Source organism: Paraburkholderia graminis, assembly GCF_003330785.1.
Taxonomy (GTDB): Bacteria; Pseudomonadota; Gammaproteobacteria; order Burkholderiales; family Burkholderiaceae; genus Paraburkholderia; species Paraburkholderia graminis.
Genome location: NZ_CP024935.1, coordinates 422,681 through 447,625 on the forward strand (window position 1 = coordinate 422,681; position 24,945 = coordinate 447,625).

Sequence of the window (24,945 nt, forward strand, 5' to 3'; positions counted from 1 at the left end):
TCGTGGAAAACGTCAAGAAACCGGCTACTCAACTCACGGAGCTAGCTAACCGAGATGGCCAACTGAGATGACCGAAAAAACTCATGCATCGCTGGCGATTCCGTCGCGCGAGACGGAAAGCGGCCACGCATTGCCGCCGCGTAATCGCGAATGGAAGCGCGCGAAGATCGCCATCTTCATCGTGCTCGCGTTGCTTGCGCTCGGCGCGTTGCGCACGGTGATCGCGAACCTGATGCAAAACCGCGCCGTCGAGCAGACGACGAAACAGAACGCCACGCAATACGTGAACGTAGTGAGCCCGACGCCGGCCGAAAGCGGCGGCGCGACGACCTTGCCGGGCACGCTGCGCGGCAGCGTCGAATCGCCGATCTATGCGCGCTCGACCGGGTATCTGCTGCGCTGGTATGCGGACATCGGCACGCGCGTGAAGCAGGGCCAATTGCTCGCGGAACTCGATACGCCCGAGATCGATCAGGAGCTTGCGCAGGCCTCGGCGCAGCGTCAGCAGATCAGTTCGAGTCTTGCGCTTGCAAAGAGCTCGCTCGAACGCTGGCAGCAGCTTCGTCAACGCGATGCGGTCTCGCAGCAGGAACTCGACGAGCGGCAAAGCACATACGCGCAGAGCGTCGCCAACCTCGCCGCCGCCGATGCGAACGTGCAGCGCTTGCGTCAGCTCGAATCGTTCAAACGGATCGTCGCGCCGTTTGCCGGCGTGGTCACGCAGCGCAATGTCGATGTCGGCGATCTGATCGACGCCGGCAGCGGCACGAGCCGCGCGTTGTTCGCGCTTGCGCAGTCGGACCCGCTGCGCGTCTATGTGCAATTGCCGCAGGCGTATGCGCAGAACGTATCGGTCGGACAGAAGGTGGTCGTCACGCAGGCCGAACTGCCCGGCCAGCAGTTTCATGGCAGCGTCACGCACATTTCCGGCGCGATCGACGTGCCCACTCGCTCGCTGCAAGTCGAGGTGACGTTACCGAATCCGGACAACACGCTGCGTCCCGGCGCGTATGTGCAGGTCGCGCTGCCTTCGGTGGCGCGCGCCGAATGGATGGTGCCCGGCAATGCATTGCTGTTTCGCGCCGAAGGTCCGCGGCTTGCCGTGGTCGATGCGAAGGGCAACGTGCAGTTGCGCAAGATCGTGATCGCGCAGGATCTCGGCCAGACGCTCGAGATAGAAAGCGGCATCGACGGCAACGATAGAGTCGTCATCAACCCGAGCGATTCGATTGCGGACGGCGATCATGTCGAAATCGCGCAGCCGCAAAAGAGCGGGAAGGAGGCGTCGTGAAGCCGCAACGCGCGAGCCGCGCAGTGAGCGGGTTTGCAGCCGCGGGGGCGATGACGGCTGTTGTGGCGAGCGCGGTCATGCTTGCTGCCTGTACCGTTGGACCGGACTACAAGCGGCCGCAGGCCGAGGTGCCGCCTGCATGGAACACGGATTCATACTGGCGCGTCGCGACGCCTTCGCATGCGCCGGTGGACCCGGACTGGTGGAACGTCTATCGCGACGCCACGCTCGCCTCGCTCGAAACGCAGGCGCTCGCGCAGAACCAGACGCTCGTCGCCGCCAGCGCGCACTATGAGCAGGCTAAAGCGACGCTTGCCAATACGCGCGCGCAGCAGGTTCCCGAAGTGGACCTCGCGGCATCCGCGTCGCGCTTTCGCATTTCGGCGGACAGGCCGCGCACCAACTACGCGCTGCCGACCATGTCGACGGTGCAAAACAATCTGCAAATCGGCCCGACGATCAACTACGACACGGACCTGTTCGGCCGCATACGTCGTCAGGTGGAAGGCGCGACGGCATCCGCGGAACAGTCGGCGGACGATCTCGCCAACGCGCGGCTCGTGCTGACCACCGAGGTCGCGACCGATTACTTCTCGCTGCGCGAACTCGACACCGAGATCGACGTACTGAATCAATCGGTGAAGCTTCAGCAGAAAGCGCTCGACTACGTGAACGCCGAACACGACCTCGGCGCAGTGTCGGGCCTCGACGTATTGCAGCAGAAGTCGCTGCTCGACACCACGCGTGTGCAGGCGCAACTGCTGTTGAACCAGCGCGCGCAATACGAGCACGCGATTGCGGCGCTCGTCGGCGTGCCCGCGCCGCAATTCGCGATCGAACCGAAAGTGTTGAGCTTTCCGGTGCCGGCCATCGCGCTCGGCGTGCCGAGCGATCTGCTGCAACGCCGGCCCGATATCGCCTCCGCCGAGCGCGCGATGGCGGCGGCCAATGCGCAGATCGGCGTCGCTAAAGCCGCGTTTTTTCCGAGCCTCACGCTGACGCCGGGCATCGGTTGGGAAAGCACGCAGTTCGCGAGTTTGCTCAGCGCGCCGACGCTGATGTGGACGCTCGGCGCCGCTGCGGGCCAGGTGCTGTTCGACGGCGGCCGGCGCGCGGCCAACGTGCAGTTCGCGAGCGAAGGCTACAAGGCGACCGAGGCCAACTATCGGCAGACGGTGCTCAACGCATTCCAGCAGGTGCAGGACGGCATCACGGGTCTGGCAGTGCTCGACGGGGCGGCGAAGCAATCGGAAGAAGCGGTCGCGGACTCGGAGCGCCTGCTCGGACTCGCCAACGACCGCTATTCCGGAGGCCTCGTCGCGTATCTGAACGTGATCACCGCGCAGCAGTCGCTGCTCAACAGCAAGCGCCAGGACGCGCAGATTCGCGGGCAGCAGATGACGTTGTCCGTCGCGCTCGTGAAGGCGCTGGGCGGCGGCTGGGGCGCGGACCCAGCGCTCGCGGGCGCGGACCCAGCGCTCGCGGGCGCGGGCCAAGGTGCCGCGCAACATGACGCGCAAACGCGCGCCGCTGCGCAGTAATGCGCGGTGTGGCGTGGCGCAACAAGCGAGCAAGCACGCTGAACAGGCAATGCAGGGCGTTTCGTATAATGCAGACACTAGGGGACGCGCATGAAGTTGCTGATCGTTGAAGACGAGCACAAGGTCGTGGACTATCTGCGCTCCGGTTTGACGGAGCAGGGCTGGGTCGTGGACGTCGCGCTCGACGGCGAGGAGGGCACGTATCTGGCCACCGAGTTCGATTACGACGTGATCGTGCTCGACGTCATGCTGCCCAAGCGCGACGGTTTTAGCGTGCTGAAGGCGCTGCGCATGCGCAAGTCCACGCCGGTCATCATGCTGACCGCGCGCGATCACGTGAACGACCGCGTGCGCGGTTTGCGCGAAGGCGCGGACGACTACCTCACCAAGCCATTCTCTTTTCTCGAACTCGTCGAGCGTCTGCATGCGTTGGCGCGCCGCACGCGTTCGCAGGAATCCACGCTGATTTCCGTCGGCGATCTGTTTGTCGATCTGATCGGGCGGCGCGCAACGCGTGACGGCGTACGGCTCGATCTGACCGCGAAGGAATTCCAGCTACTGAGCGTTTTAGCCCGCAGGCAAGGCGATATTCTGTCGAAGACGGCCATCACCGAGCTTGTGTGGGACGTCAACTTCGACAGTCATACCAATGTGGTCGAGACCGCGATCAAGCGCTTGCGCGCGAAGCTCGACGGCCCGTTTCCGTCGAAGCTGCTGCATACCGTGCGCGGCATGGGCTATGTACTCGAAGTGCGCGAAGCGCGCGAACTGCACGAAGACGGGGAGCCGTCATGAACCGTTCCATCGCGCGACGCCTCGCCCTGATGTTCGCGCTCGTCGCGCTGTTCGTGTTTACGGTCATTGGCGCGGGGCTTTTTGCGGTGTTGCGCTCGCAGCTCGAAAGCCATTTGCGCGAGTCGCTCGACGACCGCGCGCAAATCGCGCGGCTGATCTGCAATCACGGGATGACGCCTGACAAATGGCGCATGTCGCGCGAAAAGCTCACCGACATGACGCCGCATGACCGCAGCACCGTGTACGCGGTCACGAGTATCGAGCCGTCCTACAACTACGGCAAACCGATTGAAGGGACAATCGTGAAGAGCTGGCCCGGCGGCTACGCGCGCGTCAAACCGGCGGGCGGCGGCGACGACATGCTCACCACCACCGTCTCCATTCCCGGCTATTCGACGCGTCCGCCGATGCAGTTGCAGGTCGCATCGAGCTACTTGCCGAACATTCGCACGATGCGCGTGTTCGGCTTCGCGCTCGCCGCGCTGTCGGCGCTCGGCAGTCTCGCGGTGCTGCTACTCAGTTACTCGGTGACACGCATCGGCCTCGCGCCGTTGACGCGTCTCACGCGCGATGCGTCCGCCGTCAGTCCGAACAATCGCTCGCAACGGTTGAACACCGCGTCGTTACCGCACGAGTTGAACGACCTCGCGAATTCGTTTAACGGCGCGCTGGAGCGGCTCGACGGCGCGTATTGCCGGCTCGAGTCGTTCAATGCGGACGTCGCGCACGAACTGCGTACGCCCGTGACCATTCTGATCGGCCAGACCGAAGTCGCATTAACCCGCAATCGTTCCGTCGACGATCTGCGTCACACGCTGCAATCGAACCTCGAGGAATTCGAACGCATGCGCGCGATCATCAACGACATGCTGTTTCTCGCGCGCGCCGATCAGGGCGAGCGCGCGACCGGTCTCATGGAAGTGTCGCTCGCGGCCGAAGTCGCGCATACGCTGGAGTTTCTCGAGATTCCGCTGGAAGAGGCTCGCGTGCATGCGCGCCTCGATGGCGATGCCGTTGCTCAGGTGAACCGCTCGCTGTTCGGCCGCGCCTGCACGAATCTGTTGATGAACGCGATTCAACACTGCCAGCCGGGCGCCGCGATCGGCGTCAGGATCGTGCGTGAAGGCGAGCAGGTGCGGATCGAAGTCGCGAATCCGGGCGAGCCGATCGAGCCCGCGGTGCTCGAACATCTGTTCGACCGTTTTTATCGCGTGGAAGCGTCGCGGACGAATAGCCGCGAGAATCACGGCCTCGGTCTCGCGATCGTGAAGGCGATTGCGGAGATGCATCGTGGCAGCGTGTCGGTGCAGAGCGCGAACGGTGTCAACACGTTTGCGTTTTCGATTGCGGCGTCGCGTGTGGAAAGCGTCACGCCGCCCGCGCGTGCGAACGTGGCGGCCAATGCCGCGGCGAACGCGGGCGGTACATCGGCGCCGGCTTCCTCGCCGGCTTCCTATTCGTCGCTCGTGAAGGGCAAGTCCGCCTGAACCGGTAGACGCCGCTGCGGCGGCTGCGCGCTCGCGAGGCTCAGTGCGCTCACGCGCACGCCGAGGAGGCGCAGCTTGCGGTTCAACTCGACGCGGCGCAGACATTCGGTGGCCGCGCGGCGTATTTCCGCGGCGTCGGCGGTGGGCGTCTCGAGCGTCAGGTCGCGCGTGACCGTGCGGAAATCGTCGTAGCGCAGTTTGATGCCGACCGTTTTGCCGACATAGCCCTTGCGCACGAGGTCTTCCGCGACCCGCACGCACAAGCCGGTGAACGAACTGGACAGCGCGGGCCGGTCGTGACGCGGATGCAGATCGCGCTCGAAGGTGGTTTCGCGGCTCATCGACTTCGGTTCCGATTCGACCACGACCGGCCGCTCGTCCTCGCCTCGCGCGACGCGCGTGAGCCACGCCGAGTAGCTGTGCCCGAAGTGATCCTGCAACAGACCCGCGTCCGCCGCCGCCAGATCGCCTACCGTGGCGATGCCGAGCGCCGTCAGTTTTTCCGCCGCCTTCGGGCCAATGCCGTTGACCTTGCGCACAGGCAGCGGCCACACGCGCAGCGGCACGTCTTCGGGCGTGAGAATCGTGAGGCCGTCGGGCTTGTCGAGCTCCGAGCCGATCTTCGCGAGCAGCTTGTTCGGCGCCACGCAGATCGAGCACGTGAGGCCGGTGGCTTCATTGACCGCCTGCTTGATGCGCGCGGCGATGTCGCGCGGCTCGCCCGGCAACTCCGTGAGATCGATATAGATTTCGTCGATGCCGCGATCTTCGATGCGATCCGTGAACGTTGCTACTGCGGCCTTGAAGAGCCGCGAGTAATGACGGTAGGAGTCGAAGTCGGTGGGCAGCAGGATCGCGTCGGGCGCGAGCACGGCCGCCTTCATCATGCCCATCGCGGAAAATACGCCGAGCGCGCGCGCTTCGTAAGTGGACGTGGTGACCACGCCGCGCCCCGCGTAATCGCGCAGCTTCGCAAAACGGCGGCTGCCGTCTTCGAGCGTTTCAGGCGCGCTGTTGCGGCCGCCGCCTATCACGACCGCCTTGCCGCGCAATTCCGGATAGCGCAATAGCTCAACGGACGCGTAGAACGCGTCCATGTCGAGATGCGCGATACGGCGGCTTGCTGAACTCATGGAAGGCGGAAACGGAAGGTACGCGTAATAGTACCTTGGTCGGCGTTGGGAGTGCCGGCGAGTGCGGTCTAGAACCGATAACTCACACCGAGTTGCACCACCGGATACAACTTATACCGCTCGAGCTTGTCATTAATCTTCTGTTCCTGCTCGTCGATATTCGCTTGCGTCGTGAACATCGAATAAATCGCGGGCACGTTGTAGTGCGTGCGCGGACGGCCATACGCGACGCCGACATCGAAAGTGAGACCGAAGCCCTTCGAGACCGGCTTGTGACCGTAGCCGATGCCGACATAAGGCATCACGCGCGGCAGCGTGACCGTGGCCGACGGCGCGGGGCCGACTGCCGGCACATAGTCGTCGCCGATCTTGTAGTTGCCTTGCGCATTCGGCACGGCGTGCGCCGAGAGTTCGTCGTCGTTGATGAGCGCACCGGCCGTCAGGCGGAAACCGCTCGAGCGGAAAGGGAACACGTCGAGATAGAGGCCGCCTTGCAGCAGCTTCAGGTGACCGTCGTACTCGTTTTCATTGACGTTGACCGAATGCGAGAAGCCGAGGCCTTCGAATTCCGCATGCACGCCCGTCCATGAATTGAGCGGCAACGCAGCGCCGATCCCCGCGCCGAGCGTGCCGCCGTGCACATAAATCTCCTGCGCGTGCGCCGTATTGGTCAATGCGACCAACCCCGCCATCGCCGCAACCGCGGCGAGAGCCGCATTTTTTACCTGCCTTTTCACCTGCACCACCGCTTGTCTCCCGACAAAAATCAATTGCATGCGGGGACTTTACGATTTGCGCGCGCAGTTCAAATGCATGAAAAGCGGGCGATTTCGGTGGCTCTTCCGGCTCAAGTCCGGCGTCGTCGGGAAAGCGGAAATAGTGCCGCGTAAGTAGCGACTATAGCGGGCGCGCAGCGGCGCCCGCCATAACGAGGTTTACTGCTTGATCCCTTCAGCCTGGATATGCAGCGTGGTCTGCATCTTGAAGCCGTACGTCTTGCCGAAGTCGACGCCGAAATCGTCGCGGTTGAACGTCGCCGTCGATTCCGTGCCGCACACTTCGCGCTTGAGCATCGGGTTCACGAAGCACTTGAACGACTCGATCTTCAGGTTCACGGGCTTGGTCACGCCGTGCATCGTCAGCGTGCCGATCACTTCCACCGGCTTGTCGCCTTCAAAGCGGATTTGCGTGCCCTTGTAGGTCGCGCTCGGATACTTCGCGACGTCGAAGAACTTCTCGCCGACCAGTTCCGCGTCGAGCTTGTCGTTGCCGATGTCCACCGAACTCATGTCGATGGTCACATCGACCGTGCCGGTTTTCGCCGCGCGATCGAGCACGACGGTGCCCGTGCTTTTCTTGAACTTGCCGCGCCAGATCGATACGCCGCCGAAGTGATCCGCTTCGAAGCTCGGGGCCGTGTGCGTCGGATCGAGCTGATACGTGTCGGCGGCCATTGCGTTGAACGACAGGGCGGCGGCGAGAGCGCCGGCGGCGAGCAGGAATTGCTTCTTCAAGATGTTCTCCAGGTTTTGAAAAGCGCGACGGCGCTTTGATGGTTTGCTTCGGGTTTCTAATTACTTTTTGGAGGCGACGAGATGGAACTTGATGACGACTTCGTCGGCGACGACGGACGTGTCTTTCCATTCGCCAGTGCCGACGTCGAACTGCGAGCGCTTGATCGGCAATGAACCGTCGAAGGTTTGCGTCGAGCCCTGGCTTGCAATGGTGACCGGCACGACCACCGTCTGCGATTTGCCCTTGATGGTCAGCTTGCCGGTGATCTTGTACTGATTGCCGCCCGCCGGCGCGATCGCGCTGGAAACAAAGGTAGCGGCCGGGTAAGCGGCGCTGTCGAACCACTCCTTGCCTTGCGCCTGCTTGTTGTAGTCGTCGGCGCCGAGGTCGTAGCTGCCAGTGTCGATCGACACGTTCGCGCTGCCCGCCGTCGGCTTCGCCGGATCGAACGATAGCTGCGCCGAAAACTTCCTGAACTTGCCGTCGACGGGCACGTTCATCTGTTTCGTCGTCGCGATCACGGTGCTTTTGCTGGTGTCGACGTCGGCATGCGCGAGGCTCGCGCCGAACAGCGAAAGCGCCGCGGCGCCGGCCAGGATGGAGTGATGAAGTATCGTTTTCATGATGGTACGCATCCTATCGAACCCATGCGCGTTCATTGCACACAGTGGGGAATTTGATTGCCAACAGTCCGTAGCGAATCGGCGAGCAAGCCGTTGCCGCGCTGACTGCGAATGATAGGGATGTCAAGAAGAACCGAATAGCCGGATGCGAGAGAACACATCGTTCCATGGATGACGTTAATGCCGTCCGGGCCTGCGCGTTGCAACGCGCACCGACGAACGGCGGAGGCCGAACCGAGTTGGGTTATCCTGCGCACCGGGCACGGCCCACGTACAACCATCATTCAGGACGTTAGTTTTGACTTCGATTTTCCTTTCATGGGGCATCGCCGCCTTCGCTACAGCCGGCGTCATCACGCGGCCTTTCAAATGGCCCGAGGCAGTGTGGGCGGTGGCGGGCGCGGTGCTGCTGGTCTCGCTCGGGCTGCTGCCGCTTCATCTCGCGATGGAAGCCGTCGGCAAGGGCACCGACGTCTATCTGTTTCTGTTCGGCATGATGCTGCTCTCCGAAGTCGGCCGCCGTGAAGGTCTGTTCGACTGGGTCGCCGTGCTCGCCGTGAATCATGCGCAAGGCTCGCCGCGCAAGCTCTTTATGCTGGTCTATCTGGTCGGCGTGGTAATCACGGCCTTTCTTTCGAACGACGCCACCGCGGTCGTGCTCACGCCGGCTGTGTTTGCCGCCGCGAAGAAAGCGAAGACCGATCCGTTGCCGCTGCTCTTCGTCTGCGCTTTCATTGCCAACGCAGCGAGCTTCGTTCTGCCGATCTCGAACCCGGCCAACATTGTGCTGTACGGCAACCACACGCCCGCGCTCGGGCCCTGGCTGATGCGCTTCGCGTTGCCGTCGCTGCTGTCGATCGGCGCGACTTACGTGCTGCTGCGCTGGACGCAGCGCGACGCGCTTGCCGGCATCTGCGAGGCGAATCTCGAGCCGCTGCGGCTCTCGTCGAGTGGACGCGTTGCGTTGGCCGGCATTGCGGTGACGGCCGTCGTGCTGCTGGCCGTATCCGCGTTCGATATTCCGTTGGGCTTGCCCACGGCGATACTCGGTGCGTTGACCGCAATCGTCGTGTTGATCCAGGAGCGCAAATCGCCGTTGCCGATGATCCGCGAAATATCGTGGAGCGTGCTGCCGCTCGTGGCCGCGCTCTTCGTGCTCGTCGAAATGCTGGACCATACCGGCGTGATCCGCATGCTGGCCGCGTTGACGCAGGAGGGCGCCGCGCACAACGAAGCGAGCACGGCAGGCTGGGCCGGCATGGCCATCGCGATCGGCAGCAACTTGATGAACAATTTGCCGGCCGGCCTGATCGCGAGTTCGACGGTGATGCAGGCGCATAGTCCCGAGCGCGTGATCGACGCGCTGCTGATCGGCGTCGATCTCGGGCCCAACATGTCGATCACCGGCTCGCTCGCGACCATCCTGTGGCTCAACGCGATTCGTCGCGAAGGCGAGGACGTGAGCTTCATGAAGTTCCTGAAGGTGGGCGTCGTGGTGATGCTGCCGGCGCTGGTGCTCGCGCTCGGCGCACGCATTCTGATCGGCTGACGCGCCGTGGATCACGGCGCCGCCGCTTTCATACGTCAGCGATGACCGTTGATTTCCGGCGCGATCGCCGCGTGATTCAGTAGCGCCACTAACGACATCCCGCCTACGGTATTACCCACGAGCGTCGGCACGAGGAAGCCCAGAAAATAATCGCGCAGACTCGCGTCGCCGCTGAAAAACGCATACGCCACTTCCGTCGATCCGGCGATGATATGCGACAGATGACTCACGGCCACCACATAGGTAATCAGCAGCACCGTCAGCAGGCGGCCCGAACGCGCGCTCGGCAATAGCCACACCATCAACGCAATCAGCCAGCCCGCGAAAACCGCTTTCACCATCGTCGGCAGCATCTGTTCGGACCCGACGGCGGCACGCGACACCTCGCCGAATGCCTGCACCACGGCGGGCGCGAACACATCGGGAATGCGCAGCATCGCGGCGAAAATCCATGTGCTCACGAGATTGAAGAAGAGCACGATGGCCCATAGGCGCATGGCTTTGAGCAGCGTCTTCGGGTCGCGCCGCGTCAAGACGGGCAGCACGACGGTGAGCGTGCTTTCGGTGAAAAGCTGCTGCCGTCCCATGATGACCAGCACGAAACCCATCGAGTAGCCAAAGCTCGACACCAGATGACGCCATGACGTATCCGGCAGTCCTGCTTCGAGCACCGCTTGCGTGAGAAACGAAAAGCCCATTGAAAGCCCGGCCGCGAGCGACGACCAGATCAGCGCGCCAATCGTCCGCTCGAGCGCGGCTTCGCCCTCTTCACGGACGATCTCATGCAGCACGAGCGCGTGCGGGGCGGTGTGATGCGCCGCCTGATCCTGCTCGCCCTCGTTCAGATGCGGGGAATCGGCGCCGGCGTCCTGGGCTCGCGGGACGTCGTTGCCGGCGGATTCCGTCGATTCGGCGGATGACTGCCGTTGCTCTTCGCGCGTGGCATCGGTCATCAGCGGGCATCCTTCGAGCGCGGGCCGGGCGCTTCGCAGACCGCTTCCTCGGGCTCCCGCAGCGCGGCAAGCGTGGCTTCGAGCCGCGCGAGCCGCGCCTGTTGCGCGGGCACGAGCGGCGCATTCGCCAGCATCCGCAAGCGACTGTCCCAGTATGAAAGCGGGATCGCGTCATTCACCGAGATCCGCCCGAACACCCGCTCGAGATGGGCGATCTCGTTGTCCAGGTTCTGGTAGCTCATCTGACGTATCCGATAAGAGGCGAGAAAAAAGGTGGACGGCGATAACGTACGAGCAAGTGGCGTTCCCCGATTCTTCAGGACAACGGCAGTGCGGCCGGAAGGTCGGATTGGGAAGTCTGATCTGCGCGCAGGAACGGCGCATTGAGATGGCGCAACGAGGTGACGCAACGAGGTGACGCAACGCGCGGAATCTAACCGCGCGAGGGAGCTCGATTAGAAGTTGCGGTTTATGTTGCCGAAGGAATTGGCTACTGCCACTGGCAGTGCGTGGCTAACTCACGTCGCGATGACGCTTACTGCCTATCCAGCCACGCATCCAGCCCCACGCGAAACGCCACGCCCGCAATCACCGGGACCGTGAGCATCAGAATGATGCCGAAGTTCGGAATGGCGTCGCCGTAAGCAATCGGCTCATACAGCACGACGCCCGCGACCGCCGCGAACACGATGACGCCGACGGCCACCATCAGAAGATTGCGCACCGTAATGGACAGCTCTTTGCGCGTCGCCTTCGCGGGACTCGGGCTGGCGGCGGGGTCGTGTTGAGCGGGCATGATGACTCTCGTGACAAAAAGCGGCGGAGGGCAAGGCGCCCATTCGCAAGGCGCCCATTCGACAGCGGAACAGGCGTGCCCGGCATCATACCAGGGCGCGCAGGTGTCGCGCACTTCGCGCCGTGTGTGCTTGCATCGATATAAACCAATATATGCCGCATTCCGCGGCATGGGGCTAAAAGCTCATCGCTTGCGTGGCCGTGCCGGCGTTACGATGCCGCTTCGATTGGATTGACCCATTGCGCCAGTTCGCGCCGCAGTTGCGCGAGGTCGAACGGCTTGCCGAGCAGTCGCGCGCCGGGGATGCGCTCGCCGATCGGCGCCTGTGCGCCATAGCCGGACACCAGCAGCACCTGCACGTCCGGCTGCTCGCGCAACACGGCGCGCGCGAGGTTGTCGCCCGACATGCCGGGCAGCGTGATGTCGGTGAACAGAATGTCGTAGCGCTGCGCCGGCAGCAGCGGCAGCGCTTCTTCGGCGCTGCCGACCGACGTGCAATCGAGCCCGAGCGCGCCGAGCAGGCAGCTTAGCGCCTCGCGCGAATCGGCGTCGTCCTCGACCAGCAGCACATGAGCCGGCGAGCGCGCGGGCGCGTCGCTGGATGCGGACTCGCTCTCGTTTGGGGCTGCCTTGGGTGTTGGAGTCAACGGCGTGGCGAGGCCCGGCGTATCGACGCCCGACGCATCGACGCCCGACGTAGCGACGCCCGACGCATCGCCACTCGCCGGATCATACGCAACGCTCGGCACACAAGCGGCGATTTCGCGATCCGTCATCTTGCCGACAGCCGCCGTGCCGCCAGCTCCGCCGGCGGCGGCGCGCAGCACGCCGCGCACCTTGCGCGCGAGATCGTCGCGGCGGTAGGGCTTGGAGAGCAGCGTGATGCCCGCGTCGAGCTTGCCGTGGTGGACGATCTCATCGCGCGTGTAGCCCGACGTGAACAGCGTCGGCACCGACGGCGAGCGGGCCGCGGCACGCCGCGCCAGCTCGACGCTTTTGATCTTGCCGGGCATGACGACGTCGGTGAACAGCAGGTCGATCGGCACATCGCTGTCGATGAATTCGAGCGCCGCGTCGCCGCTCGACGCCGTCAGCACCTTATAGCCGAGCTGCACCAGCATTTCGACGGCGGTCAGGCGCACGTCGGCATCGTCCTCGACCACGAGGACCGTTTCGCCGCCGCCCACCGGCGCGCTGGTTTCATCGGCGGCTTCGGCCGTTTCGGGCTCGCAGCAGCGCGGGAAAAACAGCGATACCGTCGTGCCGCGCCCCAACTCGCTTTCGATCAGCGTATGCCCGCCGCTCTGCCTCACGAAGCCGAACACCATGCTGAGACCCAGGCCCGTGCCATGACCGTGAGGCTTGGTCGTAAAGAACGGTTCGAACGCATGCTCGAGCACGTCGGGCGGCATGCCCGCGCCGGTATCGGTGACGGAAAACACCACGTATTCGCCCGGCGAAAGCTCCGGCTTGTCGCTGCAAAACGCTGCGTCCAGCACGCGGTTCGCGGCGCGCACGGTGAGCGTGCCGTCGGCCTTCATCGCGTCGCGTGCATTGATGGCGAGATTGAGCAGCGCGTTTTCCAACTGGTTGCGATCGACCTGTACGTGCCACAAATGGTCGCTCAATACGGTTTCGATCCGCATGGTTTCGCCGAGCGCGCGATGCAGCATCTCGCTCATGCCGGCAAGCAGGCGGCGCGGGTTCAGCACAGTGGGCGAGAGCGGCTGGCGCCGCGCGAACGCAAGCAGATGCGCGGCGAGTTTCGCGCCGCGCTTCACCGCGTCGGTCGCTGCCGACAAACGGCGCAGCGTGGCCGGATTGCCGCTCGCGTCGGCGGCCATCATCTGCAGGTTGCCGTTGATCACTTGCAGCACGTTGTTGAAGTCGTGCGCGACGCCGCCGGTGAGACTGCCGATCGCTTCCATTTTCTGCGCCTGGCGCAGTTGTTCTTCGGCGAGCGCGCGCGCCGCGACCGCGTCGGCCACGCGCTGTTCCAGCGTCTCCGTCAACTGGCGCAGCGACTGTTCGGCGATCTTGCGTTCGTGAATATCGATCAGCACAGCCGGCAAGCGTGTCGGCTGACCGTGTTCGTCGAACTCGCACTGGCCGTTCGCCTGCACCCACACATAGTCGCCGTCAGGGCGGCGAATCCGGTACTCGGCGCGAAACGGCTTGCCTTCTTGCAGCGCATCCGCGCTCAGGCGTTCGAGCAGCGACTGATCGTCCGGATGAATCATTCGGGCGGCGGCGCTGTGGTCGACGCCTCGCGCAGCTTCTTCGACGGAGAACGAAAAGGTGCGGGCGAAGCGCTCGTCGCCGGTGATCTTTCCGGTCTGCATGTCGACGACGCAAGTGCCGAGCACGGCGCCTGTATTGAGCGCGAGTTGCAGACGTTCGTTGGTCTCGTGCAGTTCCGCTTCGGCGCGTTGCCGCCAGCGCTCGGTCAGCACGCGCCCAGTCGTTTCGACGACGACCGCCAGCACGCCCGCGGGCGCGCCGCTGTCGTCGGCGACGGGGCTGTAGTAGAGATCCATCCACACGTCCTCGGGCTTGCCTTCGCGCAGCAGCACGAGTTCCTTGTCGCGATACGAGAGCGTGCCGCCCGCGAGGCACGTAGTCATGACGTGGCGATTGAATTCGGCGACTTCGGGCCAGCCTGTTTCGACTGGGCATCCCAGCAGATACGGATGCCGTCCGCCCGCGAAAACCGCGTAGGCGTCGTTGTAGATCATGTAGCCGGAGCGGCCCCACAGCAGCACGAGCGGCACCGGCGAAGCGAGCAGCAACTGCACCGTGGCGGTGAGGCTGCGCGGCCAGTCCGCGATCGCGCCGACGCCAGTCGCCGCCCAGTCGAATTCACTGATGCGCCGCGCCATTTCGCCGCTCCAGCCTGTACAGCCATGATCTTGTGCCGGAAAGGGCATGCGTCGCTCCACGAGATCGCGTTAATGAGGTGGGTGTCCAGTCTGCCGTTTCACATTCTCCGCGTAAAGGGCCGATACGCCGCGTATGCCGTTTAGTTGCGCGCGCACCTTAAACGCTCGCAAGTTTTACCTGCGCCGCTCGCGCGCGCATTCGAAAGCGGCAATAAGCGCATGCGCATTTCTGTCGAAGCGAGCCTTTGCGTGTTTGCTTTTGCGGCGGTTCATCGTTCGCGCGATGGTCGTTGTTGCGCTGCGCGTCCTTACAGAATCCTTCACGCGATAGGCTCGTTTTCTGCTGGATGTCGAGTGCACGCGCGCGCGACGAATGCGCGCCGCGAGCGCTGGCGACGGCGAATGTCGCCGGCTTCGCAGATCGATAAGAGCGGACCGTACGATGCCGAAGAAGCCCGTCGCAACCAGCAAGCTGGCGAAGAAATCTCCCAGCAAGCGTTCCAGGAAAATGCCTCGCGCCGACGGCCGGCAGCCGCTCCTGACCGCGCGCCGCAACGCGCGAATGGCGCGCTCCGCGCATGCGTATGTGCGCGGCAGCACGAGCCGCTTCTATGAATGGCTCGACGGCATCGAGGGCCACGCGCTGCCCGAAGGTCCGGCGGTGTGGATTTGCGGCGATTGCCATACCGGCAACATCGGGCCGGTCGCGGATGCCTACGGGCGCGTCGAGATCCAGATGCGCGACTTCGATCAGACGGTGATCGGCAATCCCGCGCACGATCTGATTCGCCTCGGGCTCTCGCTTGCGACGGCCGCGCGCGGCTCCGATCTGCCCGGCGTGACGATCGTCCACATGATGGAAGCGCTCGCCGACGGCTATGAACGCGCCTTCGACGAAACCGCGGGCGAGGCCGACATTCACGCGGAAAAACCCGAGGCGGTACGCGTCGTGATGAAGGAGGCGATCCATCGTACGTGGCGTCATCTCGCCGAAGAGCGTATCGACGACGCCGAGCCGTATATTCCGTTGGGTTCGCGTTTCTGGCCGCTCGACAAAACCGAGCGGCGCGAGATCGACAAGCTGTGCAGGACGAGGTCGATCGCAGCGCTCGCGACCGCATTGCGCGGCGCGGGCGCCGACGCGCAAGTCCAGGTGCTCGACGCCGCGTACTGGGTCAAGGGCTGCAGCTCGCTCGGAAGGTTGCGCTACGCGGTGCTGCTCGACATCGACGGCGCCGCGGCCGACGGCGACGACCTATGCCTCGTCGACATCAAGGAAGCCGCGCAGGCCGCGGCGCCGCGCTGCTCGGGGGTGAGAATGCCGCGCGATCACGCCGAGCGCGTGGTGGAAGGCGCGCGGCATCTGTCGCCATCGCTCGGCGAACGGATGAGGCCCGCGCGCCTCACGGACCGCCCCGTCGTGTTGCGCGAACTGCTGCCGCAGGACATGAAGCTGACCATCGAGCAACTGACCCGCGACGAAGCGACCAGGGCGGCGCGCTTTCTCGCGCTCGTGGTCGGCAAGGCGCACGCGCGGCAGATGGACCTCGCCGAACGCAAGGCATGGCTGGCCGAGTTGCGCAAGAACCGCTCGAAAACGCTGGATGCGCCCGGCTGGCTCTGGAAGAGCATCGTCCAACTGGTCAGCACTCACGCGGCCGGCTATCTCGAGCATTGCCGCAAATACGCAACGGGCGTCCGCGAGGGCTGAAGCGCGGTTTTTTTCACGAAGGGCTAAATATTCGTCCGATGATTGCCGATATACATCGGTAGAGTGACCGGACCCGCCTGCTAGCCCTTCCTATGCTCCTGACCTCGCCGCAGCACTCCGCCGATGCCGGCCTGCGCCAGCGCTTTCACCAGCGCTCGCTTGAACATCAGCGCCCGCTTTCGACGGTGACGATGGCGTTCACAGTCGTCGCGTTCCTCTGTCTGGTGGCGGCGCGCGGCCTCGTCGCCGGGCCCGCCGAGCCGCTCGCGTACCGGCTCGGCTGCGCGCTCGTGCTGGCTTTGCTGGTGCTGGCCATTCCGCTCGCGAAATCGACGTGGACGTTCGGCGCGATCGGCGTGGCCTTCTCGCTGACGCTCGTCGCCGGTCTCGCGCTGAACGTGGCGGGCGTGCAGCAGCCGTTGCTATGGACCTTGCCGGCGATGGTCGTGATCCCGGTTTGCGCCGCGCCGCTGTGGCTGACGCCGACGCATTTCGTGGTCGGCAGCGCGCTTTTCTATGCGGCGGCGATCGGCTTGCTGCCCGCCGCGCCGCACACGGCCGATGTCGACGTGGTCGTGTGGATGTGGATCGCCGCGATCGGCATGCCTACCGCCGTCGTCTTTCATTTCGGTTTTTACGGGTTCCGGCGCAATCACTTTCTGCTCGAGGACCAGCTCGCGCAACTGGCCGCGACCGATCCGCTGACCGGCCTGCAAAACCGCCGTGCGTTTGTCGCGCAGGCGGAGCGGCGCCTCGCCGAACTCGCGCGCGGCGGCGAGGCCAGCGCGATTTTTCTCGACATCGACAATTTCAAGTCGCTCAACGACAGGTTCGGTCATGCGGTGGGCGACCTTGCGTTGCGCCAGGTCGCCCAGGTTCTGCTCGAGCAAACCACGCGCGGCGACAGTGTGAGCCGGATCGGCGGCGAGGAATTCGCGGTGCTGTCGTGCGATGGACTTGCCGGCGCGCTGCGGCTAGCCGAGCGGCTGCGCGGCGCGATTGCCGCGCTCGAACGCCCGGACGGTCATCTGACCGCGAGCTTCGGCGTGGCCGAGCATCGCGGCGACGAAAACATCATGGTCCTGCTCGATCGCGCCGACGAAGCGTTGCTGCGCGCGAAGCAGTCCGGCAGGAATCGCGTGTGCGCCGAGCGGCCGGTGCCGGACGCGCCGCTGCAACTGCTGATCGAGGACGCCTGCGGCACAGCGGGCGCGGGCGGCTCGCGGCATAAATGGGAAGACTATTACCTGACCTCGCACTTTCAGCCGCTCTTCAGTTTGTCGCATCAGAAGCAGGTCGGTTTCGAGGCGCTGTTGCGCGGCGAGCTCGACGACGGCACCTTGCTGCCGCCCGCGGTGCTGTTCGCGCGCAAGCCCGCCAACGACGAAGGGGTGCTCGACCGCGCGAGTCATGCCGTGCATCTGGCGAACGCGCGCGCGTCGCTGCCCTCGGACGGCTGGCTTTTCCTCAACATTCTGCCGGCCACTTTCGTCGCCGAGGGCTATGCCGATGAACTGACCGGGATCGTGCGCAGAGTGGGGCTCGCGCCGGAGCAGGTGATCCTCGAGATTCTGGAGTCGCACGGCGGCAGCGTCGACGAGATGTCGCGCGCGGCGGCGTTGTACCGCGAGCACGGCTTCCTGATTGCCGTCGACGATTTCGGCGCCGGTCAATCGAACCTCGACCGGCTGCTGCGCATCCGTCCGGACATCGTCAAGCTCGACGGCGAACTGATACGCGCGACCGGGCACGGCACCGAGCAGCCGATCTTGCCGAAGCTCGTGTCGCTGCTGCATCAGGCGGGCATGCTAGTCGTGGTGGAGGGCGTGGAGACGACCGAGGAACTGATACTCGCGGTCGAATCGAATGTGGACTTCGCGCAAGGTTATCTGCTCGGGCGGCCCGCGCCGGAGATCGCGCCGCCAGGCTCGGTGCATCTGCGAATCGACGATGCTTTCGATGTGATCGCGCAAGGCCGCGCACATCAGCATGCGTTGTTCGAGTCTGTGGTGGAGCCGTATCGCCTCGCGCTGCGCGAGGCCGCGGACGCGCTGCACGCGGGGGCCGCGATGGAGCACGCGTTCGCTGCACTTGCGTCGTTCGAGCGTTGCGTGAGCTGCTTTGTTCTCGACGATTCGGGTCGGCAGGTCGGCCCGGAAGTGCCGGGGCCGGCGTGGAGCATGGAAGGCGCGTCGCTGCATCCGGTGGCCAATCCGCGCGATGCGCGGTGGGATCATCGGCCGTATTATCGCAATGCCGTGCTGCTGCCGGGCGTGGCGATTGCCAGTAATCCTTATCTTTCGCTCGCGAGTGGAAGACCTTGCATTGCAGTAACGCTTGCGGCGCAGTTCGCGGATGAGCGCTCGGTGATTGGGGTGGAGTTGGACTGGTCGGCGCAAGGGTTGCCCTGGCCGGCGGGGGAGTGAGGGGCGTTTGGATCGTCGGCCGCTCGCTCGCTTTTAGTACCCGCCTTTCACGGCCGCATCCGTCTGAGCTTGGCCTTTATACGACGCGGCCAGATCCGCCGCCGCGCGGCTCAACAACCCCGTATCCGTTCCAACCGCGACAAACGTAGCGCCTGCCGCAAGATACTCGTCGGCGATCGCGCGATCAGGCGCGAGCACGCCCGCGGCCTTGCCCGCATTCCGCACGGTTTCTATGCCGCCGCGAATCGCTTCGCGCACGCTTCTATCGGCCGGCTTGCCGAGCAGGCCCATCGACGCGCTCAGATCCGAAGGACCGAAAAACACGCCGTCGACGCCGTCGACCGCTGCAATCGCCGGCAGATTGTCCATGCCTTGCACGGTCTCGACTTGCACGATCACGCACAGTTCGTCGGCGGCGCGGTTCAGGTAATCGGGCACGCGGTTCCAGCGCGACGCGCGCGCCAATGCGCTGCCCACGCCGCGAATGCCGTGCGGCGGATAGCGCGTGGCCGCGACGGCATCGGCGGCCTGTTCGGCGGTGTCGATCATCGGCAGAAGCAAAGTCTGCGCGCCGATGTCGAGCAACTGCTTGATCAACGCACTGTCGCTGCGCACCGGCCGCACGACCGGATGCGATGCGTACGCGGCCACCGCCTGCAATTGCGCGAGCGTGCTGCGCACGTCGTTCGGCGCGTGTTCGTTGTCGATCAGCAGCCAGTCGAACCCGGCGGTGGCGAGCAACTCGGTCACGTAGGCATCGGCGAGCGCGGCCCATAAGCCGAATTGCGGCGTGCCTTCGCGCAGCGCGCGTTTGAATGTGTTTTGCAAGGACATGTGCGCACTCAAATGAAATTCAAACCAATTCCGCCGAGCGGACCATAGTCGACGTGAAAGGTGTCGCCCGCCTTCGCGGCGATCGGGCTCGTGAACGAGCCGCTCAGAATCACGTCGTTTGCGTTGAGCATTTCGTCGTACGGAGCGATCTTGTTCGCGAGCCACGCGACGCCCGTCGCCGGATGATTGAGCACTGCGGCCGCGAGTCCGCTTTCTTCTACAGCGCCGTTTTTATACAGCAGTGCGCCGACCCAGCGAAGATCGACATCGAGCGGACGCACCGGACGCCCGCCGAGCACGATGCCCGCATTGGCCGCGAAGTCGGAAATCGTGTCGTACACCTTGCGCGGCGCGCGCGTGTCGCGGTCGAACTGCTCGATGCGCGCGTCGATGATTTCAACGGCGGGCGTGACGTACGCGGTGGCGTCGAGTACATCGAATAGCGTGATGCCGGGGCCCTTGAGCGGCTTGCTCAACACGAACGCCAGTTCCACTTCGACGCGCGGCGCAATGAAGCGATCCGCGCGAATGTCCTGGCCGTTTTCGATAAACATGCTGTCGAGCAGCGGCGCGTAATCGGGTTCGTCGATCTGCGATGAACGCTGCATTGCGCGCGACGTGAGGCCGATCTTGCGTCCTTTGATTACATGGCCTTCGGCGAGCTTGAGCTTCACCCATTCGCGCTGAATCGCGTAACCGTCTTCGACCGTCATCTGCGGATACGCCGCCGAAAAGTGGCGCAATTGCGTGCGCGTCTTCTCCGCATGATCGAGCTGCGCCGCGAGTTCGCGAATAGTTTGTTGGTCTAGCATGATGGTTCTCTATTGAGCCGCTATGAGTGTGTGCCGGCTCGCTACTGCGCTTTGAGCCGCGCATGCAGGTTGTTGTGTTTCCACGTGCCGGCTTCGCTGAATTCGTTGATTTCCAGCGACAACGCAAGCCCGCTCTTTTCAAACTCATTGGCGAAGTGCTGCTTGATCGTTTCGAACAACGCATCGCCGGTTGCTTTCTTTATCGCGTCGGAGCGGCCTGCGGCAATCTTCAGGTTCGCGTGTAGAAACGCTGCATCCGCGCGCCCATCGGCAATGCAATAGTGCTCGCAAGGCAGCGCGCGCACGCGAATGCCGCCGATTGGATAAACGCTCTTCTCCTGATCGCGCTGCGCGGCGAGACATTCAGCGAGCGTATTGCACAAGCGGCCGATACTTTCTCCATCGGCGAGATTAGCGCTGTATTCCAGTGTCAGATGCGGCACGATAACTCCTCCGTTTCGATTCAGGCGGGCAGCGGCGTAACCGGAAAGATCGCATTGATCTGCCCGGTTCCCGAACTGCCGAAATACGGCGTAATCACTTCCACCTTGCCGTCATAGCGGTCCCAGCCTAGCGCGCCAAGCAGCATTGCCGTGTCGTGCATGCCGCCTTCGCCCCAGCATTTTTCGTTGTAGAGCGGCAGCATGTCGCAAAAGGTTTTCCAGTCACCGGCTTGCCAGAGCTCGACAACCCGGCGGTCCATCTGTTCGAGAAAGGGACTCCACACCTTGTGCATGAACTGCTCAGCGGTGCCGTTATCGGCAAAGTGATGACTCAGCGACCCGCTCGCGAGAATCGCAACCGTGCCGTCGTAGCGCTCTTCAATTGCCTTGCGTACCGCGAGCCCGAAGCGCGCACTCGTTTCCAATTGATGCCACATACACCAGCCGGCGACCGACACGGTTTTGAAATGCTGATCGCTGTTCATGTAGCGCATCGGCACCAACGTGCCGTATTCGAGTTCAAGCGTGGTCTCGCTATGCGCGCGGCTTTTCACGCCTATTTCATTCGCGGCTTCGGCGATCAGATTGCCGAGTTCCACATTGCCGGGATACGCATACGGCATGTTCTTGATGAAATGCGGCAGTTCGTTGCTCGTGTAGACGCCTTCGAATTTCGGCGCGCAATTGATGTGGTACTCGCTATTGACGAGCCAATGCACGTCGAACACGACAATCGTATCCACGCCCAATTCGCGGCAACGCCGGCCGATTTCATGATGGCCGTCGATGGCGGGCTGACGGCAACCTTTATGCGGACCGTCGAGTTCGGACAGATATAACGACGGCACGTGTGTCACTTTTGCTGCCAGCGCGAGCTTGCCCATCGCGGTCTCCTCTTCTGTGCCGCGAGACCTTGCGGGCCTCGCGTGAAATTGTCCGGCGTGTCAGACGCCCCAGCGCGGAATGTGATGCGAGCCGAGCGACACGCACACGTTCTTCGGTTCGAGGAATACTTCGTAGCTCCACGTGCCGCCTTCGCGTCCCACACCTGACGCCTTGGTGCCGCCGAACGGTTGCCGCAAATCGCGCACGTTCTGGCTGTTGACGAAGCACATGCCGGCTTCGACGGCAGCCGCGACGCGATGCGCGCGTCCGGTGTTCTCGGTCCAGATATAGCTCGAGAGGCCGTACGAGATGTCGTTCGCGAGCCGGATCGCGTCGGCTTCGTCGTCGAATGGAATCAGACACGCGACCGGGCCGAAGATCTCTTCCTGCGCGATGCGCATGCGATTGTCGACATCGACGAAAACCGTGGGCATTACGAAGTTGCCTTTGCGCATGGCCTCGGGCAAATCAGGCGTATCGAGGCCGCCGCACGCCAGCGTCGCACCTTCTTTCGGGCCGAGTTCGATATAGCTGCGCACTTTGGCCAGATGCCCCTGGCTGATCATCGGCCCAATGATCGTGCTGTCGGCAAGCGGATCGCCTACCGTGAGGCGCTTCGCGCGCTCGATAAAGCGCTCCGCAAATTTCGCGTAAATCGACTTCTGCACGAGAATGCGCGAGCCCGCAGTGCAGCGCTCGCCGTTGTTCGAGAAGATCATGAAAATAGCGGCGTCGAGCGCGCGTTCGAAATCGGCGTCGTCGAAAATAACGAATGGCGATTTGCCGCCGAGTTCCATCGAGAACTTCTTGAGCCCCGCGGTCTGCACGATCCGGTTACCTGTCGCGGTCGATCCGGTGAACGACACTGCGTGCACGTCCGGATGCGCGACGAGCGGCTCGCCGGTTTCCTTGCCGAAGCCGTGCACGACGTTCAGCACGCCGGCCGGAATGCCGGCTTCCAGCGCGAGATTGCCGAGCATCGACGCGGTCAGCGGCGACAACTCGCTCATCTTGAGCACCGCCGTATTGCCGAACGCAAGGCACGGCGCGACTTTCCACGTGGCTGTCATGAACGGCACATTCCACGGCGAAATCAGCGCGCACACACCGACTGGATGGAACAGCGTGTAATTCAGATGCGTGTCGGTCGGATAGGTATGACCGTCGACGCGCGTGCACATCTCGGCGAAATAGCTGAAGTTGTCCGCCGCGCGCGGCACGAGTTGCTTGCGCGTTTGCGAAATCGTCTGGCCTGTATCGTTTGTTTCGGCTTCCGAAATATCCGGTACGTTCTTCGCGATCAACTCGCCGAGCTTGCGGATCAGTTTCGCGCGTTCGGCGGCGGGCTTGCTCGCCCATGCGGGAAAGGCTTCTTTTGCGGCTCGCACGGCGGCATGCACTTCTTCTTCGCCGCCGCGCGCCACTTCGGCGAGTACTTCCTGCGTCGCCGGGTTGACCGTTTCAAAGTAGTCTTTCGCGCCGGCTGTCTTGCCGTCGATCAGATGTTCGATTCGCATTGCGTTGTCCCTTTTCTTTATGCGCCGATCACGCGCGGCCAAAATCGGCATCGGATGCAATCGTGTTGACGAGGCGGCCCAGACCGTCGATCTCGCACACCACTTCGTCGCCGGCATTCACATTGACGATGCCTTCCGGTGTGCCGGTCAGAATCACGTCGCCCGGCGCGAGCGTCATGAAGCCGCTGAGGTATTCGATCAGCGCGGGAATGTCGGTCACGAGATCGCGCGTGTTGCCGCGTTGTTGCAGCGTGCCGTTGACGAACGTGCGCAATTCCAGTTGCGTGACGTCGTCGATATCGGCAGCGTCCACGAACCACGGGCCGAGCACTGTCGCGCCGTCGCGATTCTTTACGCGCAGGTTCGGGCGGTAATAGTTTTCGAGGTAGTCGCGGATCGCGTAGTCGTTGGCGATCATGTAGCCGGCCACGTGCTGCATCGCATGTTCGCGCTGCACGTTGCGCGCGGTTTGCCCGATCACCACAGCGAGTTCGCACTCGTAGTGCATGAAGGCCACGTCGGCGGGGCGGCGAGTGAAGCCGCGATGACCGAGCACCGTACCCGGTCCCTTCAGGAACACCAGCGGCTCTTCCTGCTTGTTGAACTGCAATTCTTTCGCATGCTCGGCGTAGTTCAGTCCGAGTGCGAAGAGCGTGCCGACTTCGACAGGCGCGAGCCAGACGACCTGCTCTTCGCCGCATACACGTCCGTCCGCAAGCTGCACGCCTTTCGCGTGCGGATAGGCTTCGTGAATTGCGCCTGCATAGGCCACGCGGCCGCGCATCATGACTGTTCTCCGTCGTGTTGAGTTGCGCCGACAAACGAGACGTGAAGCGGCGGCAACGCGCCGATTGACAGCCTCGCCTCGTCGCCGCGATGCGCGACGGGCGAGCCGTGCCGCACACCTGTCGTGATGACGTCGCCTGGCGCGAGCGTCATGAAGTCGGTGACATCCGCGAGTAATTGCGCGACATTGCGCACCGACGACGCCGTGCTCGCCGTGAACACATGCGCACCGTTGAGCGCAACCGTAATGGCGAGTTCGTCGGGATTCGCAACGTGCCGCGCTGCAACGAGCGCCGGTCCGATCACGCAAAAACCGTCGCGCGCCCGGAATCGCACCGACGGCCGATATACGCTCGCATGCGGTACGCTGAGATCGGCCACGAGCGTGTAGCCCGCGATATAGTCGAACGCGCGCTCCGCGCTGACGCGCGTGGCAGTGCGCCCGATCACGATGCCAAGCGATGCGCCTAACTCAACGCCGAGCGCGACGCCCAACTCATCGTCCGGCGCGATGACTTTCGCCCGATGCCCCGCGTGCGTATTGCGCGGCTTCAGATAAAGAACCGGCGCTTTCGGCGGCGCCTTGTACGGCGCGGCATGCATCGCATCGCCGAGCGCATCGAGCGCGGCACGGTCGTTGAGCAAGGTGCCGTAGACTGCGCCGCTCACAGGCGGCCGGCACGCCATGCCGCGCGCGAGCAGCGCCGCCGCGGTTTGCGCATCGACATCGCGAGGCAACGCGTCGCCTTCCGGGTGCAACAGATAATCGGCAAGTGCAAACATGAACTGGCTAGGCCTCTGAATGGAGACTCGACATAAACACTAACATGTTAGTAGTATTGCGCTTGATATGATCCGGGGTCAATAGCCAGTCGGCTGATCGCGGGTTTTCCCTTAAGTTTCGACGGCTGCTTTCATTCATCGTCCACTATGTCTTCGTCTGCTTCCACACGAGTTTTGCACCGCAAC

Annotated in this window: 22 protein-coding genes; 7 read left to right on the plus strand and 15 right to left on the minus strand. The window is 63.7% G+C overall.

Annotation, left to right across the window (positions count from 1 at the left end; genetic code table 11):
* Positions 1-67: 67 nt before the first annotated feature.
* The 4 genes from CUJ91_RS20080 (at position 68) to CUJ91_RS20095 (ending at position 5,114) form a co-directional block, all read left to right on the plus strand.
* Positions 68-1,291, plus strand: coding sequence for an efflux RND transporter periplasmic adaptor subunit (locus CUJ91_RS20080; protein ID WP_006049298.1), 1,224 nt, complete (start codon positions 68-70; stop codon positions 1,289-1,291).
* A 50-nt stretch (positions 1,292-1,341) separates the two neighbouring features.
* Entirely contained in the window at positions 1,342-2,832 is a 1,491-nt protein-coding gene (locus CUJ91_RS20085; protein ID WP_114158005.1) for an efflux transporter outer membrane subunit, read from the plus strand.
* A 90-nt stretch (positions 2,833-2,922) separates the two neighbouring features.
* Positions 2,923-3,627, plus strand: coding sequence for a heavy metal response regulator transcription factor (locus CUJ91_RS20090; RefSeq protein WP_006049300.1), 705 nt, complete (start codon positions 2,923-2,925; stop codon positions 3,625-3,627).
* On the plus strand, positions 3,624-5,114 hold the full coding sequence (locus tag CUJ91_RS20095; RefSeq protein WP_029966329.1) for a heavy metal sensor histidine kinase: 1,491 nt from the start codon (positions 3,624-3,626) through the stop codon (positions 5,112-5,114). The genes CUJ91_RS20090 and CUJ91_RS20095 overlap by 4 nt, the downstream gene beginning before the upstream one ends.
* Here the strand turns inward: CUJ91_RS20095 and dinB are convergent.
* The 4 genes from dinB to CUJ91_RS20115 form a co-directional block, all read right to left on the minus strand.
* Positions 5,081-6,247, minus strand: coding sequence for a DNA polymerase IV (gene dinB, locus CUJ91_RS20100; protein ID WP_044021003.1), 1,167 nt, complete (start codon positions 6,245-6,247; stop codon positions 5,081-5,083). The genes CUJ91_RS20095 and dinB overlap by 34 nt on opposite strands.
* 68 nt (positions 6,248-6,315) lie before the next feature.
* Positions 6,316-7,023: a hypothetical protein gene (locus CUJ91_RS20105; protein ID WP_408279754.1), complete on the minus strand. Its 708-nt coding sequence runs from the start codon at positions 7,021-7,023 to the stop codon at positions 6,316-6,318.
* A 159-nt stretch (positions 7,024-7,182) separates the two neighbouring features.
* A complete protein-coding gene (locus CUJ91_RS20110; protein WP_114156942.1) occupies positions 7,183-7,761 on the minus strand; it encodes a YceI family protein in 579 nt (192 codons plus the stop codon).
* Between the two features lie 60 nt (positions 7,762-7,821).
* Positions 7,822-8,385 carry a YceI family protein gene (locus tag CUJ91_RS20115; RefSeq protein WP_107709079.1) on the minus strand — a complete coding sequence of 188 codons (564 nt, stop codon included), beginning with the start codon at positions 8,383-8,385 and terminating at the stop codon, positions 7,822-7,824.
* 298 nt (positions 8,386-8,683) lie between these two features.
* On the opposite strand from CUJ91_RS20115, the gene CUJ91_RS20120 reads away from it, so the two are divergent.
* Complete coding sequence (locus CUJ91_RS20120; protein ID WP_053859494.1) at positions 8,684-9,934, plus strand: arsenic transporter; 1,251 nt, start codon at positions 8,684-8,686, stop codon at positions 9,932-9,934.
* 35 nt (positions 9,935-9,969) lie between these two features.
* Here CUJ91_RS20120 and CUJ91_RS20125 read toward each other — a convergent pair whose 3' ends face one another.
* The 4 genes from CUJ91_RS20125 to CUJ91_RS20140 form a co-directional block, all read right to left on the minus strand.
* Entirely contained in the window at positions 9,970-10,887 is a 918-nt protein-coding gene (locus CUJ91_RS20125) for a formate/nitrite transporter family protein (RefSeq protein WP_114156943.1), read from the minus strand.
* Positions 10,887-11,129 carry a hypothetical protein gene (locus tag CUJ91_RS20130; RefSeq protein WP_006049308.1) on the minus strand — a complete coding sequence of 81 codons (243 nt, stop codon included), beginning with the start codon at positions 11,127-11,129 and terminating at the stop codon, positions 10,887-10,889. Before CUJ91_RS20130 ends, CUJ91_RS20125 begins: the two co-directional genes overlap by 1 nt.
* 293 nt (positions 11,130-11,422) lie before the next feature.
* A complete protein-coding gene (locus CUJ91_RS20135; RefSeq protein ID WP_029966318.1) occupies positions 11,423-11,683 on the minus strand; it encodes a hypothetical protein in 261 nt (86 codons plus the stop codon).
* A 209-nt stretch (positions 11,684-11,892) separates the two neighbouring features.
* The gene (locus CUJ91_RS20140; protein WP_114156944.1) at positions 11,893-14,610 is read right to left on the minus strand and encodes a response regulator; all 2,718 of its coding nucleotides are present in this window, start codon (positions 14,608-14,610) and stop codon (positions 11,893-11,895) included.
* A 394-nt stretch (positions 14,611-15,004) separates the two neighbouring features.
* Between CUJ91_RS20140 and CUJ91_RS20145 the strand changes: the two genes are divergently transcribed.
* Both CUJ91_RS20145 and CUJ91_RS20150 read left to right on the plus strand, forming a co-directional pair.
* Positions 15,005-16,273: a DUF2252 domain-containing protein gene (locus tag CUJ91_RS20145; protein WP_114156945.1), complete on the plus strand. Its 1,269-nt coding sequence runs from the start codon at positions 15,005-15,007 to the stop codon at positions 16,271-16,273.
* A gap of 92 nt (positions 16,274-16,365) precedes the next feature.
* Complete coding sequence (locus tag CUJ91_RS20150; protein ID WP_114156946.1) at positions 16,366-18,699, plus strand: bifunctional diguanylate cyclase/phosphodiesterase; 2,334 nt, start codon at positions 16,366-16,368, stop codon at positions 18,697-18,699.
* Positions 18,700-18,732: 33 nt separating this feature from the next.
* Here the strand turns inward: CUJ91_RS20150 and hpaI are convergent, their stop codons facing one another.
* Genes hpaI through CUJ91_RS20185 form a run of 7 tightly spaced genes read right to left on the minus strand, consistent with a single transcriptional unit; the run spans position 18,733 to position 24,759 of the window.
* Positions 18,733-19,533 (minus strand): 4-hydroxy-2-oxoheptanedioate aldolase, encoded by an 801-nt coding sequence (hpaI, locus tag CUJ91_RS20155; protein WP_114156947.1) that lies wholly within the window; start codon positions 19,531-19,533, stop codon positions 18,733-18,735.
* 8 nt (positions 19,534-19,541) lie between these two features.
* The gene (gene hpaH, locus CUJ91_RS20160) at positions 19,542-20,345 is read right to left on the minus strand and encodes a 2-oxo-hept-4-ene-1,7-dioate hydratase (RefSeq protein WP_107708899.1); all 804 of its coding nucleotides are present in this window, start codon (positions 20,343-20,345) and stop codon (positions 19,542-19,544) included.
* Positions 20,346-20,386: 41 nt separating this feature from the next.
* On the minus strand, positions 20,387-20,788 hold the full coding sequence (locus CUJ91_RS20165; RefSeq protein WP_107708897.1) for a 5-carboxymethyl-2-hydroxymuconate Delta-isomerase: 402 nt from the start codon (positions 20,786-20,788) through the stop codon (positions 20,387-20,389).
* A 20-nt stretch (positions 20,789-20,808) separates the two neighbouring features.
* Entirely contained in the window at positions 20,809-21,672 is an 864-nt protein-coding gene (hpaD, locus tag CUJ91_RS20170) for a 3,4-dihydroxyphenylacetate 2,3-dioxygenase (protein ID WP_114156948.1), read from the minus strand.
* Between the two features lie 60 nt (positions 21,673-21,732).
* Positions 21,733-23,190 carry a 5-carboxymethyl-2-hydroxymuconate semialdehyde dehydrogenase gene (gene hpaE, locus CUJ91_RS20175; protein ID WP_053859487.1) on the minus strand — a complete coding sequence of 486 codons (1,458 nt, stop codon included), beginning with the start codon at positions 23,188-23,190 and terminating at the stop codon, positions 21,733-21,735.
* Positions 23,191-23,218: 28 nt separating this feature from the next.
* A complete protein-coding gene (locus CUJ91_RS20180; RefSeq protein WP_114156949.1) occupies positions 23,219-23,977 on the minus strand; it encodes a fumarylacetoacetate hydrolase family protein in 759 nt (252 codons plus the stop codon).
* Positions 23,974-24,759 (minus strand): fumarylacetoacetate hydrolase family protein, encoded by a 786-nt coding sequence (locus CUJ91_RS20185; RefSeq protein WP_114156950.1) that lies wholly within the window; start codon positions 24,757-24,759, stop codon positions 23,974-23,976. Before CUJ91_RS20185 ends, CUJ91_RS20180 begins: the two co-directional genes overlap by 4 nt.
* Positions 24,760-24,945: the final 186 nt, after the last annotated feature.